The organism is Pseudarthrobacter sp. BIM B-2242 (genome assembly GCF_014764445.1).
GTDB classification, from domain to species: domain Bacteria; phylum Actinomycetota; class Actinomycetes; order Actinomycetales; family Micrococcaceae; genus Arthrobacter; species Arthrobacter luteus_A.
This window is the reverse complement of record NZ_CP061721.1, coordinates 4,290,518-4,306,854: the sequence shown is the minus strand read 5'-3', so window position 1 is coordinate 4,306,854 and position 16,337 is coordinate 4,290,518. Positions and strand designations below refer to the sequence as shown.

Here is a 16,337-nt window from a genome sequence, read left to right as displayed (position 1 = left end):
GCCCGTCGCCCCTAGGGTCCCGCCCTTAGCGAACCAGCGCCTGCTAGCAAACTCCTATCGCACGGCAGCCTGCCTCGCACGATAGGCCGCCACGTGTGCGCGGTTGGCGCAGTTCCCCGTATCGCAGTACCGTTTCGACCGGTTGCGGCTGAGGTCCAGCAGCACCGCGTCGCAGTCACTCGCCTCACACACCAGCAGCCGGTCCATTTCCTTGCTACGGATGACATCCACGAGTGCCATGGCTGCTTCGGTGCTCATCCGGTCTGCCAGGGGCGCTTCCATCGTGGTGGCGTGCAGATGCCAGTCCCACCCGTCGTGCTTTATGAGCTGTGGGAGGGCGTTGGCGTCCCGCAGCAACTGGTTGACCGTGGCCACCGCGGTGTCCTCGTCAGCGGTCCACAGCGCTGCCAATCTGCTCCGTAGCGCGTGGACGCCGTCCAGTTCCGCCGCGTCGCGCGTCCGGGACCCGCTGAACCGTTCCGCTTCGGTGAAGTGGTCCAGGTCAGCCACGGTGGCCAGCGCTTCCCGCCCGTTCGCGGCCGTGTTGATCAGATTGACCACCGTGCGCAGGGCAACCTCAGTGTCAGGGGCAAAGACCATCTTGACTCCTTACTTAGTCCAAGCGTAGTGTCAGGACCAATACCCCACTTTACTCCTGACAGGAGGCGACGGTGTCAGCCGCCCTCAATCCCGCAACAGCGCGGGGAATCCTTGGTTCCGGCCTGGGTGTCGCGTTGTTTTCTTCGGCCGTCTTCGGCCTGTCCGGCTCATTTGCCAAAGCACTCCTGGAGAGTGGCTGGTCGCCGGGCGCGGCCGTCACGGCCCGGCTGAGCGGCGCTGCGCTGATCCTTGCCATCCCGGCCATCCTGGCACTGCGGGGGCGGTGGCATCAGCTGCGGGACAACTGGGTCACCATCGGCCTTTTCGGACTGATCGGCGTGGCCGCGTGCCAGCTCTTCTACTTCAACGCTGTGGAGCGGCTCTCGGTGGGCGTGGCGCTGTTGCTGGAGTATCTGGCCCCCGTACTGATTGTGCTGTGGCTGTGGGCTGCCAGCCGCAAACGGCCCCGCGTTCCGACCATTGCGGGAACCCTGCTGTCCCTGGCCGGCCTGGTCCTGGTGCTGGACCTCACCGGCGCCGTCAAAATCGACGTCGTCGGGGTCCTGTGGGGATTGGCTGCCGCGGTTTGCCTGGCCATCTATTTCTTCATCACCGCAAAGAAGAACGATTCCCTGCCGCCCATCGTCCTTGCGTCAGCCGGGCTCATGGTGGGGGCCGCTGTTATGTGGCTCTCGGCAGCGACAGGCCTGCTTCCCATGGCATTTACTACAGCGGACACCCGGCTCGGTGCCTGGATCGCGCCATGGTGGGTTGCCCTGGCCGGACTGGTCATCCTGGCGACAGTCCTTGCCTACGTTTCCGGGGTCATGGCCGCGCGCGCACTCGGCTCCAAGGTGGCGTCCTTCGTGTCACTGACCGAGGTGCTGTTCGCCGTCATTTGGGCCTGGCTGCTGCTGGGTGAGCTGCCCGGCGCCATCCAGCTGATCGGCGGGTTGCTGATCGTTGGCGGCGTGGTCCTCGTGCGCCTGGACGAACTGCGCACCGCTGCCGCTGCCCCCGAGGCCGTACCCGCCGGGACGGTGGAGCAACTGGATCACTCGAACGACGTCGAACCCGTCCCCTGAGTGCCGACGCGCCTTAAATGGCCGAGGGCCCGGACACTTTGCTGTGTCCGGGCCCTCGGTTCATGCGGTGGTTAGCGTGAAGCCTGGTCCTGCTCGTTGGCGTTCTTGGTTGCCTTGGTGCCGGCATCCTTCAGCGCCTGGATGACCTGGTTCAGTGCACTGGTGTGCGTGCCGGACCATTCGCTGCGGAAGTGCTTCGCGTCCGGGCCTTCCCAGGTGGTGCTGTCCAGCAGGCGGGACAGGTTGGTCCGCTGCTGCTCGATCTCCGAAGCACCGGCCTGCAGCTTCGTGCCAAGAGTCCTGAGCTGCTCTACATCTGCGCCCCAAATAGCCATCAGTTTCTCCTCATGTGTTCGTTGGATCCGATCCAGATCGGCATCCCCAGCGGCCCCCGGCTCATCCGGAAGATCCATTACCTAGAACCTATCCCGGCCCCAAAACACTGTCGATGGGCACCGCTGCCCATGCACCACTCCCCATAAGCGGGCACCCCCAAAAAGCGTAAGGCAAGGGTCGATTCCAGGCGTTCCAGAGCCTAGCATGGCGGTATGTGCCGGAATATTCGAACCCTCCACAACTACGAACCGCACGCCACCTCCGAGGAGGTGCATGCCGCCGCCCTGCAGTACGTCCGCAAGATCAGTGGCAGCACCAAGCCGTCCAAGGCGAACGAGGACGCCTTCGAAGAGGCCGTGCACGAGATCGCCCACATCACCCAGCACCTGCTTGACTCGCTGGTGGCTCACGCGCCCGCCAAGGACCGGGACGAAGAGGCGGCCAAGGCGAAGGCCCGGGCCGCAGTCCGTTTCGGCACCGCCTGAGCAATCCCTGGTTGGGCCGGTCGCGCCTATTTACCGAAGCTTCGCAGCCGCAGCGAGTTGGCCACCACCAGGACCGAACTCGCGGCCATCGCAGCACCGGCAAGCATGGGATTCAGGAGGCCCAGGGCTGCCACCGGAATGCCGATGGCGTTATAGAAGAACGCCCAGAACAGGTTGGTTTTGATGGTGGCCAGCGTCCGGCGTGACAGCTCGATGGCCTGGGCCACCTGGCCAAGGTCGTCGCCCATTACCGTGAGGTCCGCCGCCTCAATGGCCACGTCCGTGCCTGAGCCCATGGCGATGCCAAGGTCGGCCTTAGCCAGCGCCGCGGCGTCGTTTACGCCGTCCCCCGCCATGGCTACGGTGGCACCGCCGGCCTGGAGTTTCCGGACGGCCTCGACTTTTCCGGCGGGCAGCACACCGGCGTAAACGTCGGCCGGGGCGATTCCGACGGCGGCCGCCACCTGGGTGGCCACTGCGGCGTTGTCCCCGGTCAGCAGAATGGGCCGCAGTCCCAGCTTCTTCAACCGTTCGATGGCGGCTGCCGATCCGGGTTTAACGGTGTCCCGCAGGCTGATGATCCCGGCGGGGGTCCCGTCCACTGCCACCCAGATGGCGGTGGCCCCGGTCGCCTCCGCCCTGGCCAGCGCCTCCTGCTGCGCCGGGGAAATGCTGATGCCGTTTTCGTTGAGCCAGCCGGTCCGGCCCGCGAGGATGACGCGTCCTTCCACGGTTCCGGCGACGCCGCCGCCCGGTGCTGACCGGAAGCGTTCGACGGCGGGAAGCCGGCCGCCGTCGTCGTGCGCGGTTTCTGCCGTCTGTGCGGCAGCCGCGATGGCGTGCGCGATGGGATGCTCCGATGCGGCCTCCACCGCGCCGGCCAGCCGCAACACATGCCCGCCCTGGTAACCGTCAAACGCCAGCGTGTGGTCCACCGCGAGTTTTCCGCTGGTGATGGTGCCGGTTTTGTCGAGCAGGATGGTGTCCACAGTGCGGGTGTCTTCGAGGACCTGCGGGCCTTTGATCAGGATGCCCAGCTGGGCTCCGCGGCCGGTGCCGGTGAGCAGGCCCACCGGCGTGGCAAGCCCCAGTGCGCAGGGGCAGGCAATGACCAGGACCGTAACGGCGGCAGTGAACGCGGCGCGAAGCTCCGCCGGAGTGATCACCGGGCCGCTGAAGGCGAGCCAGAGCCCAAAGGTCAGCACCGCGATGGCGAGGACGATCGGGACAAAAACGGCGCTGATCCGGTCGGCGAGCCGCGCAATCGGTGCCTTGCCGGTTTGGGCCTGCGATACCAGCCGGGCCATCTGTGAAAGGGTGGTCTCGGAACCCACCCTTGTGGCCCGGACCAGCAGGCGGCCGGAGGTGTTGATCGTGGCGCCGGTGACTTTGCTTTCGGGTCCGACTTCCACCGGGACGGATTCGCCCGTCAGCAAGGAAGCATCGACGGCGGAGGTGCCGTCGATCACCACGCCGTCCGTGGCGATCTTCTCGCCCGGGCGGACCACCACAACATCTCCTACCCGGAGCTGATCGGCCGGGATCTTATGCTCGGATCCGTTGTGCAGGACGGTGGCGTCCTTGGCACCCAGATTCAGCAGGGCCTTGAGTGCGTCGCCTGCCTTCTGCTTGGCGTTCGCCTCCAGGAACCGGCCCAGCAGCAGGAAGGTGGTGACCACGGCGGCAACTTCGAAATACAGGCCGCCGGTCTCCATTCCCTCCATGCCCGGGTGCTCGGTCATCCGCGGATCAAGTGCCAGCTGCCAGACGCTGAAAATGTAGGCGGCCGCGACACCGATGGAGACAAGTGTGTCCATGGTGGACGCCAGATGGCGAGCGTTGACGGCCGCAGCGTGGTGGAAGGGCCAGGCGGCCCAGCTGACCACGGGAAGGGCTAGTAGGCCCGCAACCCAGCCCCAGTTCGGGAACTGCAGTGCCGGGACCATCGAAATCAGGAACACCGGCACAGTCAGGATTGCGGCCACGATCAGCCGCGGCCTCAGTTCGGCTGCCGTGCCGCCGTGCTGCAGGTGATCTTCGTGGTCCTCGCGGGCCGGGTGTTCTCGGGCCGGGTGTTCGCGGGTGCTGGGACTGGCGGCGTGGGACTGGCGGAGTGTGGCCTTATAGCCCGTGGCGTTGACCGTGTCCACGATCTGCTGGTCGGTGATGCCGGCCGGAACCGTGACGTGGGCGGACTCAAGGGGAAGATTCACCGAGGCTTCCACGCCGTCGAGCTTGCCGAGTTTGCGCTCCACGCGGTTGACGCAGGACGCGCAGGTCATGCCCTCGATGTCCAGCTCAACCACCCGGCTGGCAGCCGGGTTCAGGAGGTGTTCGGTGCTCACGCTGTGATCCTCGATTTTTGAATGTGGTTAGGCGTTGTTGGCTACGACCAGGTAGCCGGCCTCGGCCACGGCTTCGCCGATCTCCGCCGGGGACAGTTCCTGGCTGGACGTGATGGTGACGGTGGAAATACCGCCGGCGTTGAGGTCGATGTCCACCTCTTCAACCCCTGCCAGTGACTCAATTTCCTCGGTGACCGAGGAAACGCAGTGGCCGCAGGTCATGCCGGACACGCTGACTGTGGTGGTGATGGTGCTCATGATGGCTCCTTGGGGATGCGCCGGCGTGTTGCCGGCTGGGGAAATGGGTCTTGGGGGCCTGCAGGCCGGACGCGTCAGCGAAGGAGGCGGCCGATGGCCTCCGCTGCCTCCTTGACCTTGACGTCAATGGCTTCCGCCCGGAGGTCAGGATCGGGTTCTGCGGCCGCGCCCACCACGCAGTGTCCTATATGTTCTTCCACAAGGCCGAGGCTGACGGCGTGAAGGGCCTTGGTGACCGCTGAGACCTGGGTCAGGATATCGATGCAGTACTTGTCCTCGTCAACCATCCGGGCGATGCCGCGGACCTGGCCCTCGATGCGCTTAAGCCTGCGAAGATAGGCATCTTTGTTGGCTGTGTAGCCGGGCGACGGGGCCGGGACGGCGCCTTCGAGCCCGGCCACGGTTGCTGGGGGAGATTCCATAGACCCAACCTATACCCCTATGGGGTATCATGGCAAGTACCCCCTAGGGGTATTATGGAGAGCCGTTTTCCGGGTACAAAAAAGCTCCGGAGTGCGTTATTGGGGGATACGCACTCCGGAGCAGTCTTTGGGCAGATTCGTCACCGGCTAACAGCCGGATCTCTCTGCTTGAATTAGCTTACTTGCCGGTATGGCCGTCCGCCACCACCTCGAATAACTACTTTCGCTTTATTATCCCGGGGCCGCTCATCAGCCTTCGGCAGGGCTGATGGAGCCTATTCCCGGTCCTCGTGGGCCGGCCTCCGGTAAGGGACAACCAGTACCGGCCTGCTTTGATGATGGGTCAGCCATAGCCCCACCGAACCATTGAGCATCTCCGAGAGCCGGTGCGACAAACCCCGCTCCGACGTCCCCACGATGATCATGGGGACGTTGCTTTCCGCAGCGAGCCGGGCGAGGGCGCGGGCCGGGTCTCCAGCAAGAGTGCGCAGGGTCCACTCCACGTGCGCGCTCCCCGTCCCCGCGTTGGCCACAGCCTGTTCGATGGTTGCCCTAAGCCCGCTGGTTACCGCGCGGACGTCGTCGTCATCCTGGCCCGGGTGGAGCGACAGCCGGTGCGCCGATTTGCCCGGATCCCATTCGACCAGGTAGCTGGCCTCGTCAACGTAGGCGCACAGCAGGGGCGCCGACAGCCGGGCCGCCAGGTTTGCTGCCGTGGTCAGCACTTCGGGATGCTGATTGGGCAGCACGCCCACCAGGAGAGGGGCAGGGCCGCTGAACCGTTCTGGAGTCATAACCCCATTTTGTGCCCGTCCGAAGCCCTTGAACAGTGCCGGCCGGGCAGCTATGGGCCAGCGAGCTACGGGCCGGCGGGGGACGCCGAAACCACCACGTTTTTCCCCCAGGGATCTTCGGTGTAACAGCTGATGAGCACAACGCGGTTGGGCACCATCTCCCAGATGGGGCTGTCCTTGAGGCTGTCCTTGAGGTACGTGGTGACAGTATCCACGCGGTAGCGGATGGTTCCAGCAGCGGTGATGACGTTGAACTCGTCGCCTGCGGCCGCGCTTGAACTGAGGTGGTTGAACGGCGCGTCCCGGTCTTCCCAGCTGTGTCCAATGACGTACGTGGTGTTGCCCGAGCCGTTGCCAGGGACTCCGAACGGGGTCAGCCAGTAGCCGTCCATGGTGGACGGCGGCACCACGGTGCGGCTGGCCGCCGCGGCGCCGTCGGGTTCCAGCGGGTGGACCGCTGTGTCGATGGCCGCTCCGGGGTAGAGGATGCGCAGCGGCGCGGACGCGTCGGGCAGTGGGGGTCCGGCTGCGGGTGACGTCGCTGTGGCGGCAGCCGTCGCCTCCGGATCCGTTACGGCCGGCGGCAGGGGAAGGGACGACGGCGGGCCAAGGGGGAGTGCCGGCCTTTCGGCCGCCGCGACGCTGGCAGTCCCGTGGTTGCCGGTGTTCATATCGTGGAGCAGCGGGCCGCCAAAGGTGAGCGAGAAGAACCCGAGGACCCCGCAGATGAGGATGGCGATGTCTCCCCGGTTCCATCCCCGGGCCCTGCGCGTCCCCCTCAGCCGGAGGCGGCTCCAACCCCGGGCGGGACTGGCGTCGGAGGTGGCGACGGGGCGCCTGCGGGGGACATGCCTGCCGGACGGCTTTGCCACGATACCCCCTTGGTATGCGGTGGTTGGTGGGATGGCCGGTGGTGGAAAGCGGCCGTGTGCTGAGGGCGTCCCGCCCAGGTTCGGCGGGACGCCCTCAGTGGTGTCGGCGGTACTCCGGGGGCGTCAGCCCGCCGTCGGCGATTCCGAACGTGACCTGCGCCGGACCGCAACAACGCCGCCTGCACCCAGCAGGAGGCCCAAGCCAGCCAGCCAGGTGGTGCTGTCCCCGGCTCCGCCTACCGCCGTTTGTGCGTTGTAGCCCTGGTTGGTGCCACGGCTGACGGCTGCGGCCGGCGCCTGGACAACTGCACTCTGAGGGGCAGCTACCTGGCCCGCGGGGGCCTGGACCGCCGGAGTTTCAACGACCGCTGGCGGCTGCTCCTCTTCCACTGGTGGCTGTTCCTCCTCAACCGGCGGGGGCTGTTCCTCACCGGGAGGTTCCTCCACCGGCGGCTGCTCCTCACCCGGGGGTTCTTCTTCGCCCGGGGGTTCTTCTTCACCGGGTTCCTCATCGACGGGCGGTGGCGGCGTCACACAGTATTTGTAGTAATCGGCCATTCCGGCAGCCCAGTTGTGCCCGCCCTTCAGGACCGGATTGGGGGGAACAATGTCCCCGGTCTCCAGCCTGTGGTTGCCCAAAGCATTAAGGCTAACGGGGGTGGCAACATACGGGTTGCCCGCACTGCCGGTCATGTGGCAGACGATGACCTTCCCCAGGTTCCCGTCTGTATCCCCGTGCTTGTCATCCCCTGCGTAGGCCGGTGCGGAGACGCAGAGCAATGCCAGCCCCGCGACCCCCAAGATTGGTATGGCTCGTTTCATGGTGTTCTCCCCAGTCTGTTTGAAACGGACCATGGCGAGGGGGAGCGGCAGTTTGCTCACGCCCCAGCACGGTCAGCTTGCTTGCTATTTCAGGCTAGGGGCGTGGCCGGTAGGGGTCGCGAGTAGCAGGTACTCGTCTTTCGCTGCGTTTGACCTGCGACGATACTTGTTCCTACGCAAATGTGGAACTCAACTCCCGGAAGGGTACGCGGACCGGAAAGACATGCAGGGGGCATGGCAGTGTACCCCGGACCTCACAGCGGCCGAGGGCGAAGTGACAGCCGGCGCCCTTGAATGCCACCCTGCCCGCGCCTAACGTTGAATCATACGAAAGGTGCGTGACGGGCATGGAAATCTACATGTGGTGGCTGGACCTGGACCTGGACAGTAAGGAATGGCTGCGGGAGAACCTCCGCGCGACGGAACTTCCGCTGAACGTGCTGCAGGGCATTGCCGAGGCAGGGGGGCCGCACCCCGATACTCCCGTCGCCGTCCTCACCGAGGCAGACTGGGACTTCATCGAGACCCAGTCCGAATTCGTTGACTGAGCCGTCCCCGCCTGGCGGGCCTGGCCCCACATAGCCGAAAAAACCGTTGCGGCCTCCCGGGCGGGGTGGTTGCATGGGGTGCATGGCTACCGCAGAGAACTTTGTCCTGGCGATCGGAACCAAAAAAGGCCTTTGGCTGGCAACGAGCCAAGACCGGCAGCAGTGGTCGTTCTCGGGCCCGCACTTTCTCATGAGCGAAATCCCCAGCATCGGCATCGACACCCGGGACGGCCGGACAAGGATCATGGTGGGGGTAAGATCCGAGCATTGGGGCCCCACCGTTGCGCACTCGGACGATCTTGGCGCCACCTGGTCCGAGCCCGAAAAAGGCGCCATCACCTTCCCCGAAGACACCGGTGCGGCGGTGGAAAGGATCTGGCAGATCTACCCGGATTCAGCGGCGCGGCCAGGCGTGGTCTGGGCGGGCGCCGAGCCGATTTCAGTCTGGAAATCCACCGACGGCGGCGAGCACTTCGAGCTCAACCGCGGGCTCTGGGACCATCCCCACCGGAGTGAATGGGGCGCGGGTTACGGCGGAGCGGCCGCCCACTCCATCGTGGTCAATCCTGCGGGGGACAACGTCCATATCGCCATGAGCACCGGAGGTGTGTATCGCTCGCTCGACGGCGGAACCTCCTGGGAGCCTCGAAACAAAGGGATTTCGGCCTACTTCATGCCGGATCCCAACCCAGAGTTTGGCCAGTGTGTCCACAAGATCGCGGCGGATGCCGCCGTCGAAGGCCGCCTCTACGCCCAGAACCACCACGGCGTCTACCGCACGGACGATAACGGCGAGAACTGGAATTCCATCGCCGAAGGCCTTCCCGCAGACTTCGGTTTTGTGATGCTGACCCATCCCCGGCGGGAGGGGACCGCCTGGGTTGTGCCGCTGAAGGCCGACGGCGAACGGATCCCGCCGGACGGCAAGCTGGCAGTGCACCGCACTGACGACGCCGGAGCCACCTGGAAGCGGCTGGATTCCGGGTTGCCTGCCAGCGAATACAACAGCGTGCTGCGCGACGCCGCGTCCGTGGATTCCGCCGAACCGGCAGGGGTGTACTTCGGGACACGCGGCGGCGCTGTCTACGCCAGTGCCGACGAAGGCGAAACGTTCGCGGAAGTGGCTTCACACCTTCCGGACGTCCTGTGTGTCAGGGCTACCGTGATCTCCGGTGCGGTGCTGCCGGTTCCGGAAACGGCAACGGCCCACGGTGCCTGAGATCAGTGTGGTGCTCCCCGGTGTCCTGCAGCCACTTGCCGGCGGGCAGTCCATCCTGACTGCGCCCGCCGAAGGGCCTCTGACGGTGGGGAAGTTGCTCGAGATGGTAACCGGGGACTACCCGGTGCTCGCTCGGCGCCTGCGGGATGAAACCGGGGCACTCCGACGCTACGTGAATATTTACGTGAACGGCGACGAAGTGCGGCGGCTCCAAGGCATGGAGACCGAGGTGGCTGCCGGCCAGGAGGTGCTTGTCATCCAGTCAGTGGCCGGCGGCTAGCATCAGGCAACGCGCCATACGCTGCACTCGTCCGTATTGATGGCCTTCCGGGAACCGCTGTGGTGGTCCATGATCCACACAACGCCGATTCCCGGTGCGGTTTCCTGGACGCTGCCGCGGCGGATCACCACGTCGTCGTAGTTCGGGCCTACCGAGAGGCGGGCTTCGATTTCATCGCCGCGGTGGAGCTGATCCAGGGCGCGGACTCGGGTCACATGGGCTTTGGCTTCCTTCAACATGGCGGGGGCCTCCTGGCTGGAGCTGGTGCCTGCACTTGCCGGCTATTCCAGTGTGGCTGCGCATTGTTGCGGCTTGGTTTCCGCGCTGTTAGGGCGCGGTTAGTTCTCCGCGCCGGGCTGGTTTCGGCCGCCGCTAATTCGTTGGGCTGCCTCAGCCCCGTTGTCATGCTTCGAGCCTAAGGTGGTGGCATGGAGTTCGCAGAGGGGATCTGGACCGGGGTGCTGGCTGCGGCGGCAGTGGCACCGCTGGCAACATTCGGGGTGGTCCTCGTGGCCTACCTGACCTACCGGCAGAAGGCCCACGCGGACAGGCGGGACCAATGGTGGAAACGCGCCCAGTGGGGCATCGACTCCGCCCTGAACGACGCCGATCCGCAGCGCCGGCTGGCCGGGATGAAAGTCCTGGTGCAGCTGATCGGCAGCGACCTCGCCACGCCGGAGGACGCTGACCTGATGAGCGCACTTGCCGTGGGAATCCAGGACCAGGAGCTCCACCGGCCGCCGCGTGCGTCCGCGTCGGCGGGTGTGCGTGCCGGCGGGCCTGCCGAAACCCGTCACGAAGTGCGGCTGGACTCGCGGGACCAGACAGTGGTGGTGGAGTCCGCGGCGGGGGCCCGCATTCTCCGGGAGGCCGAGGAACTCATCGCAGCCGCCCGGCCACGGGCCTGACCGGTTCCGTGTGGCAGCCCCTCACGGCGCCAGCCGGTCGCCCGGCTGCTGCACCCGGAACCACCGGTAGCCGTAACGGCCCAACTCAACCGTGAAGCCGCCGTCGGGCTCCATCGGCACGTTGCCGCCGTCGAGGACATCCAGGAGCATGGTGCCCCTGTAGGTGCGCTTTGGGCCGTCCTCGGGTGCCACCGTCCCGGTGACCTTCACCTTTGCGGTGCCGAAGTTATGGAGCAGGACCATCGTGCCCCCGTCCGAGGTACAGCTGTGGGCAAACACCGCGGGCTCGGGCTGGTCGATCAACGCGAATTCGCCCCAGCCCAGCTCCGGCGACTCCCGGTAGCGCTGGATCAGCGTGGCCATGAAATTCCACAGGGACTCCGGGTCCCGTTTGGCGGCAGCAGCGTTCACGTGGTCCGGACCAAATTCTCCCCGGACCAGCGGGGCCACCAGTTCGGCAACCTTGGCGTCGGAGAAGCCGCCATTTTTGGTGTTGTTCCATTGCATGGGGGTGCGCACGGCTGACCTGCTCTTCTGCCGCAGGTCCTCGCCCATGCCGATTTCCTCGCCGTAGAAGAGGACCGGGGTCCCCGGGAGCGAGAACAGCAGCGAGTACACCATCCGGATTCTTTCGGCGTCACCGCCGAGCATCGGCGGGATCCGGCGGCGGAGGCCGCGGCCGTAGACCTGCATGTTCTTCTCGGGACCGAAGGCGGCGAAAACCTCTTCCCGTTCGGCGTCACTGAGCTTGTCCAGGGTGAGTTCGTCATGGTTGCGGACAAACATGGCCCACTGGTTGTCGGGATGCAGCGGCGGGCGGCTCTTCAGGTTTTCCGCCAGAGGACGTGCATCCTTCCGGGCAAGGGCAAGGTAGAGGTGTTGCATGGTCATGAAGTCGAACTGCATGTTCAGCTCGTTGCCTTCGGTGCCGCCGAAGTACTCCAGCTGCTCCTTGTATGGGAGGTTCACTTCACCAAGCATCACTGCGCTGCCGTTGCGCCGGTTCAGGAAGCTGCGGAGCGCACTGAGGTACTCATGCGGGTCGCGGTTCGCGGCGTCGTCCTTCGGCTGGCCCCGGGTTTCGAGGAAGAACGGCACAGCGTCCAGCCGGAAGCCGTCCAGGCCCAGCTCCAGCCAGAGTCCCATGGCTTTGGCGATTTCGTTGCGGACTTTGGGATTGGTCACGTTCAGGTCCGGCTGGTGCTCGGCGAACATGTGCAGATACCACTCGCCCGTGGCTTTGTCTTTGGTCCACAGGGAGGTCTGTTCGCCCGGGAACACCACTTCCGAGGACGTGTCCGGGGGAGTGTCCGCGCGCCAGACGTAGTAGTCCCGGTAGGGATTGTCCTTGGACTTCGTTGCTTCCACGAACCACGGATGCTGGTTTGACGTGTGGTTGACCACGAAATCGGCGATCACCCGCATGCCCCGGTCTTTCGCGCTGCGGATGAATTCCACCAGGTCCCCCATAGTGCCCAGCCGGGGATCCACGGTGAAGAAATCCGTCACGTCATAGCCGTCGTCGCGGTCCGGTGACGGGTAGAACGGCATCAGCCAGATGCACGTCACGCCCAGTGCCGCGAGGTAGTCCACACGCTGGGTCAGGCCGGCGAAATCACCGGTGCCGTCGCCGTCGTCGTCGAAGAAAGTCTCCACGTCCAGGCAGTAGATGACCGCATTCTTCCACCAGAGGTCAGAGGTCTCGGCAATTCTCACGGCCTGGCCTCCGCGGGTGACGGGGCCGCAGACGCCCGCGGCAGGGCCGCTGGCACCGGGACGGGATCCGGGCGCAGCTGCGGCAGCACCTCAGCTGCGAACGCATCGATGAACGGGGTCTGGTGCTGCCCCACAAAGTGCAGGTACAGCTCGTCGAACCCCAGCGCGGCGTAGCCGGCCAGCCACTCGGCGTGCCGGTCCAGGCTGGCGGAGATGTTCACCGACTTCCGGACCTGCTCCTCGCCGATATGGTTGCTGACGCCGTCGAAATGCGCGGCTGTGGGCAGATCCCACGGGACGGGAGGGGCGAACGTGTTGGTCCGCCACTGGTCCAGCGCAACGGCCAGGGCATCTGCTTCGCGCGGCGCCCATGAGAGATGAACCTGCAGGACCGCCTTTCCCTGTCCGCCGTTGTCCCGGTAAGCGGCGAGCATGTGCTTCAGCTTTTCCGGCGGCTGGTTCACGGTGACCAGGCCGTCAGCCCAGTCTGCGGCCCGGCGGGCCGTCTCCACACTGATGGCCGGGCCGATCAGTGGCGGGGGAGGCTCCGGAACATCCCAGATCCGGGCCTGTTCCACGGTCACCAACCCGTGGTGGGTGACGTCCTCACCGCGATGCAGGCGGCGAATGATGTCCACGCACTCCTCAAGCCGCTGCTGCCGGGTCTCCTTGGGCGGCCAGGCATCCCCGGTAACGTGCTCGTTCATGTTTTCACCGCTGCCCGGCGCCATCCAGAACCGCCCAGGAAACATGGCTGCCAGGGTTGCCGAAGCGTGGGCGATGATGGCCGGATGGTAGCGCTGGCCCGGCGCCGTCACCACCCCGAAGCGAAGGCCTGTTGTTGCCAGCGCGGCTCCCAGCCAGGACCAGGCAAAGCCGGAATGACCCTGCCGGGCCGACCACGGCTCGATATGGTCGGAGCACATGGCGGCATCAAAGCCTGCCTGCTCCGCGTGCTGGACGTCCTTGAGCAGTTGTCGGGGGCTGATCTGTTCATGGGAGGCATGGAAGCCGAGGGTGACCATCCGTTAAGGTCTACAGTCCCCCGGCGTTCCGTGTCGAGGCTTTCAGCTGGGCTTTTGCCGGGCCGGGCCTTTCGCCCGCTGCCTTGCGCGGGCAAGAATGGGCAGTATGCGACTTCCCGTGATGCCCCCCGTCCTGCCTATGCTCGCCAAAGCCGTCAGCGGCATAGACGGTATTCCCGGAGCGGGTGACTTCAGCTTCGAACCGAAATGGGACGGTTTTCGGTCCATCATCTTCCGGGACGGCGATGAGCTGGAGATCGGCAGCCGGAACGGGAAACCCATGACCCGGTATTTTCCTGAGCTTGTGGTGGCCCTGAAGGAGAACCTCCCCCCGCGGTGCGTCCTGGACGGGGAGATCGTCCTGGTGGGCCAGTCCGGGGACAGGCTGGACTTCGACGCCCTGCAGCAGCGGATCCACCCCGCCGCCAGCCGCGTGAAGATGCTCGCAGAACAGACCCCGGCCAAGTTCGTCGCCTTCGACCTGCTGGCTTTGGATGATGAGGACTACACCGGCCGGCCCTTCTCCGAACGGCGGGTTGCGCTGGAAAAGGCACTCGCCGGCAGCAAGGCGCCCGTCCACCTCACGGCCGCCACCCTGGACAAATCCACCGCCGGGACGTGGTTCCGGCAGTTCGAGGGCGCAGGCCTGGACGGGATCGTGGCCAAGCCGCTCGCCGGCAGCTACCAGCCGGACAAACGCGTGATGTTCAAGATCAAGCACGAACGCACCGCCGACTGTGTGGTTGCCGGCTACCGCGTCCACAAGAGCGGCCCGGATGCCATCGGCTCGCTGCTGCTCGGTTTATACAAGGACGACGGCGGCCTGGCCAGTGTGGGCGTGATCGGCGCCTTCCCGATGAAGCGGCGGCAGGAACTGTTCCGGGAGCTGCAACCGCTCGTCACGGATTTCGACGACCATCCGTGGGCCTGGGCCAAACAGGCGGAAGGCGAACGGACGCCGCGCAACGCCGAGGGAAGCCGGTGGAGCGCCGGCAAGGACCTGTCCTTTGTGCCGCTGCGGCCGGAACTCGTGGTGGAAGTCCGGTACGACCACATGGAAGGCGAGCGGTTCCGTCACACAGCTCAGTTCTCACGCTGGCGGCCGGACCGGGACCCGGAGTCCTGCACTTACGCGCAGCTGGAAGAACCCGTTAACTTCGACCTGGCGTCGGTGCTGGAGACGGGCCGGCCGTAGCACCCCGCTACCGTACTTTTGTTGCGGGCCCTTTTAAGCAAGGAAAGCCCGCCACTCAAGGGAGCGGCGGGCTTTCCGGTTTCAGAACCGGGCCAGTGCGTTACTTCAGGCCGAGCTGCTTGGTGGGGACCTTGAAGGTTTCCTTGGCCGTCAGGGCAGAGATCGCCGCAATACCACAGATGATGGCGGTGAAGATGCTGATCTGGACCCAGCCGCCGGGCTTGATGCCGCCCATCGCTGCCACGATGGCGGGGGCGAAGCCTGCCATCAGGAAGCCGAGCTGGGTGCCGATGGCCAGGCCGGAGAAGCGGACCTTGGTACTGAACATCTCGGCGTAGAAGGACGGCCAGACGGCGTTGGAGGCTGCGTAGCCGAAGGAGAAGAACCCGATGGCGGCGAGGAACATCAGCGGGGTGCTGCCGGACTCCAGGCTGAGCAGGAACACAGGGGTGAGGATCGCGCTGGCCACGGCGCCGTAGATGAACACGGGCTTGCGGCCGATCTTGTCGGCGAGCATGCCGAACAGGGGCTGGGTGCCGAGTGCTACCAGGTTGGCGCCGACCACCAGCCACAGGGTGGTGGTGCCGTCAACGCCGGCGACGGTCTTGGCGTAGCTGATGGCCAAGGTGCCGAACACGGTGGAGACGGCCGCGATGAACGCGCAGGCAATAACGCGCAGGACGTCGCGCCAGTGTCCCTTGAGGAGGTCGGCAACGGGGAGCTTGGAGATCTGGGCCGTCTTCTGTGCTTCTGCGAATGCGGGGGGTTCGTGCAGCGTGCGGCGGATGAAGAACGCAACAACAACAACGGCGGCACTGAGCCAGAACGGGATGCGCCAGCCGACGCCGTACTTGATCTCGTCCGGGAGGGCCAGGACGGGGATGAAGACGAGGGCCGCCAGGATCTGGCCGCCCTGGGTCCCGGTGAGGGTCCAGGAGGTGAAGAAGGAGCGGCGGTTGTCAGGGGCGTGCTCCAGCGTCATGGAGGAAGCGCCGGCCTGCTCGCCGGCGGCGGAGAGGCCCTGGCAAAGGCGTGCCAGCACCAACAGCGCCGGCGCCCACCAGCCCACGGTGTTGAAGTCGGGCAGGCAGCCGATGAGGAAAGTCGAGGCGCCCATCAGCAGCAGCGTGAACATCAGCACCTTCTGCCGGCCCACGCGGTCACCGAAGTGGCCCAGGATCACAGCGCCCACCGGACGTGCCACGTAGGCAAAGCCGAAGGTGGCGAAGGACATGACGGCGGCGTTGGCGCCGGCGTCCGGGAAGAACACCGTGGGGAAGATCAGTGCCGCCGCCGAACCGAAGATGAAGAAGTCGTAGTATTCGACGGCGCTGCCCAGGAAGCTGGCGAGGGCTGCTTTCTTGGGCGTCCCGGCCGGGGCAACAGTGCCCTGCCCGGCGGACGGAAGTGTCTGGCTCATGGAGTTC

Annotated in this window: 19 protein-coding genes; 7 read left to right on the top strand and 12 right to left on the bottom strand. The window is 65.8% G+C overall.

The window, feature by feature from the left end; translation table 11 throughout:
• Nucleotides 1-54: 54 nt before the first annotated feature.
• Entirely contained in the window at nucleotides 55-600 is a 546-nt protein-coding gene (locus IDT60_RS19905; protein ID WP_191080365.1) for a CGNR zinc finger domain-containing protein, read from the bottom strand.
• Between the two features lie 71 nt (nucleotides 601-671).
• Here IDT60_RS19905 and IDT60_RS19900 point away from each other — a divergent pair, with 71 nt between their 5' ends.
• The gene (locus IDT60_RS19900) at nucleotides 672-1,685 is read left to right on the top strand and encodes a DMT family transporter (RefSeq protein WP_191080364.1); all 1,014 of its coding nucleotides are present in this window, start codon (nucleotides 672-674) and stop codon (nucleotides 1,683-1,685) included.
• 71 nt (nucleotides 1,686-1,756) lie between these two features.
• Here IDT60_RS19900 and IDT60_RS19895 read toward each other — a convergent pair whose 3' ends face one another.
• Complete coding sequence (locus tag IDT60_RS19895; protein ID WP_164201313.1) at nucleotides 1,757-2,020, bottom strand: WXG100 family type VII secretion target; 264 nt, start codon at nucleotides 2,018-2,020, stop codon at nucleotides 1,757-1,759.
• A 213-nt stretch (nucleotides 2,021-2,233) separates the two neighbouring features.
• On the opposite strand from IDT60_RS19895, the gene IDT60_RS19890 reads away from it, so the two are divergent.
• The gene (locus IDT60_RS19890) at nucleotides 2,234-2,506 is read left to right on the top strand and encodes a DUF2277 domain-containing protein (RefSeq protein WP_191080363.1); all 273 of its coding nucleotides are present in this window, start codon (nucleotides 2,234-2,236) and stop codon (nucleotides 2,504-2,506) included.
• A gap of 26 nt (nucleotides 2,507-2,532) precedes the next feature.
• Here IDT60_RS19890 and IDT60_RS19885 read toward each other — a convergent pair whose 3' ends face one another.
• The 6 genes from IDT60_RS19885 to IDT60_RS19860 form a co-directional block, all read right to left on the bottom strand.
• Nucleotides 2,533-4,851 carry a cation-translocating P-type ATPase gene (locus IDT60_RS19885; RefSeq protein WP_191080362.1) on the bottom strand — a complete coding sequence of 773 codons (2,319 nt, stop codon included), beginning with the start codon at nucleotides 4,849-4,851 and terminating at the stop codon, nucleotides 2,533-2,535.
• A 27-nt stretch (nucleotides 4,852-4,878) separates the two neighbouring features.
• The gene (locus tag IDT60_RS19880; RefSeq protein ID WP_191080361.1) at nucleotides 4,879-5,109 is read right to left on the bottom strand and encodes a heavy-metal-associated domain-containing protein; all 231 of its coding nucleotides are present in this window, start codon (nucleotides 5,107-5,109) and stop codon (nucleotides 4,879-4,881) included.
• Nucleotides 5,110-5,183: 74 nt separating this feature from the next.
• The gene (locus IDT60_RS19875; RefSeq protein WP_191080360.1) at nucleotides 5,184-5,531 is read right to left on the bottom strand and encodes a metal-sensitive transcriptional regulator; all 348 of its coding nucleotides are present in this window, start codon (nucleotides 5,529-5,531) and stop codon (nucleotides 5,184-5,186) included.
• 275 nt (nucleotides 5,532-5,806) lie between these two features.
• On the bottom strand, nucleotides 5,807-6,325 hold the full coding sequence (locus tag IDT60_RS19870; protein WP_164203883.1) for a universal stress protein: 519 nt from the start codon (nucleotides 6,323-6,325) through the stop codon (nucleotides 5,807-5,809).
• 65 nt (nucleotides 6,326-6,390) lie between these two features.
• The gene (locus IDT60_RS19865) at nucleotides 6,391-7,197 is read right to left on the bottom strand and encodes a class F sortase (protein ID WP_223883822.1); all 807 of its coding nucleotides are present in this window, start codon (nucleotides 7,195-7,197) and stop codon (nucleotides 6,391-6,393) included.
• Nucleotides 7,198-7,320: 123 nt separating this feature from the next.
• Complete coding sequence (locus IDT60_RS19860) at nucleotides 7,321-8,019, bottom strand: LPXTG cell wall anchor domain-containing protein (protein ID WP_223883821.1); 699 nt, start codon at nucleotides 8,017-8,019, stop codon at nucleotides 7,321-7,323.
• Between the two features lie 347 nt (nucleotides 8,020-8,366).
• Here IDT60_RS19860 and IDT60_RS19855 point away from each other — a divergent pair, with 347 nt between their 5' ends.
• From IDT60_RS19855 to IDT60_RS19845, 3 genes are all read left to right on the top strand, one after another.
• Complete coding sequence (locus tag IDT60_RS19855; RefSeq protein ID WP_191080359.1) at nucleotides 8,367-8,567, top strand: hypothetical protein; 201 nt, start codon at nucleotides 8,367-8,369, stop codon at nucleotides 8,565-8,567.
• Between the two features lie 73 nt (nucleotides 8,568-8,640).
• Nucleotides 8,641-9,786, top strand: a complete 1,146-nt coding sequence (locus tag IDT60_RS19850; protein WP_191080358.1) for an exo-alpha-sialidase — start codon at nucleotides 8,641-8,643, stop codon at nucleotides 9,784-9,786.
• The gene (locus tag IDT60_RS19845; RefSeq protein ID WP_191080357.1) at nucleotides 9,779-10,066 is read left to right on the top strand and encodes a MoaD/ThiS family protein; all 288 of its coding nucleotides are present in this window, start codon (nucleotides 9,779-9,781) and stop codon (nucleotides 10,064-10,066) included. The genes IDT60_RS19850 and IDT60_RS19845 overlap by 8 nt, the downstream gene beginning before the upstream one ends.
• Nucleotides 10,067-10,068: 2 nt before the next feature.
• On the opposite strand, the gene IDT60_RS19840 is transcribed toward IDT60_RS19845, so the two are convergent.
• Nucleotides 10,069-10,305 carry a hypothetical protein gene (locus tag IDT60_RS19840; RefSeq protein ID WP_164203892.1) on the bottom strand — a complete coding sequence of 79 codons (237 nt, stop codon included), beginning with the start codon at nucleotides 10,303-10,305 and terminating at the stop codon, nucleotides 10,069-10,071.
• A gap of 189 nt (nucleotides 10,306-10,494) precedes the next feature.
• Between IDT60_RS19840 and IDT60_RS19835 the strand changes: the two genes are divergently transcribed.
• A complete protein-coding gene (locus IDT60_RS19835; RefSeq protein ID WP_191080356.1) occupies nucleotides 10,495-10,974 on the top strand; it encodes a hypothetical protein in 480 nt (159 codons plus the stop codon).
• Between the two features lie 21 nt (nucleotides 10,975-10,995).
• Here the strand turns inward: IDT60_RS19835 and IDT60_RS19830 are convergent, their stop codons facing one another.
• Both IDT60_RS19830 and IDT60_RS19825 read right to left on the bottom strand, forming a co-directional pair.
• Complete coding sequence (locus IDT60_RS19830) at nucleotides 10,996-12,690, bottom strand: alpha-amylase family protein (protein ID WP_191080355.1); 1,695 nt, start codon at nucleotides 12,688-12,690, stop codon at nucleotides 10,996-10,998.
• Nucleotides 12,687-13,715, bottom strand: coding sequence for a TIGR03885 family FMN-dependent LLM class oxidoreductase (locus tag IDT60_RS19825; protein WP_191080354.1), 1,029 nt, complete (start codon nucleotides 13,713-13,715; stop codon nucleotides 12,687-12,689). The genes IDT60_RS19830 and IDT60_RS19825 overlap by 4 nt, the downstream gene beginning before the upstream one ends.
• A gap of 106 nt (nucleotides 13,716-13,821) precedes the next feature.
• On the opposite strand from IDT60_RS19825, the gene IDT60_RS19820 reads away from it, so the two are divergent.
• Nucleotides 13,822-14,910, top strand: a complete 1,089-nt coding sequence (locus IDT60_RS19820; RefSeq protein ID WP_164203900.1) for an ATP-dependent DNA ligase — start codon at nucleotides 13,822-13,824, stop codon at nucleotides 14,908-14,910.
• A gap of 100 nt (nucleotides 14,911-15,010) precedes the next feature.
• Here the strand turns inward: IDT60_RS19820 and IDT60_RS19815 are convergent, their stop codons facing one another.
• A complete protein-coding gene (locus IDT60_RS19815; protein WP_164203912.1) occupies nucleotides 15,011-16,330 on the bottom strand; it encodes an MFS transporter in 1,320 nt (439 codons plus the stop codon).
• Between the last annotated feature and the right edge of the window lie 7 nt (nucleotides 16,331-16,337).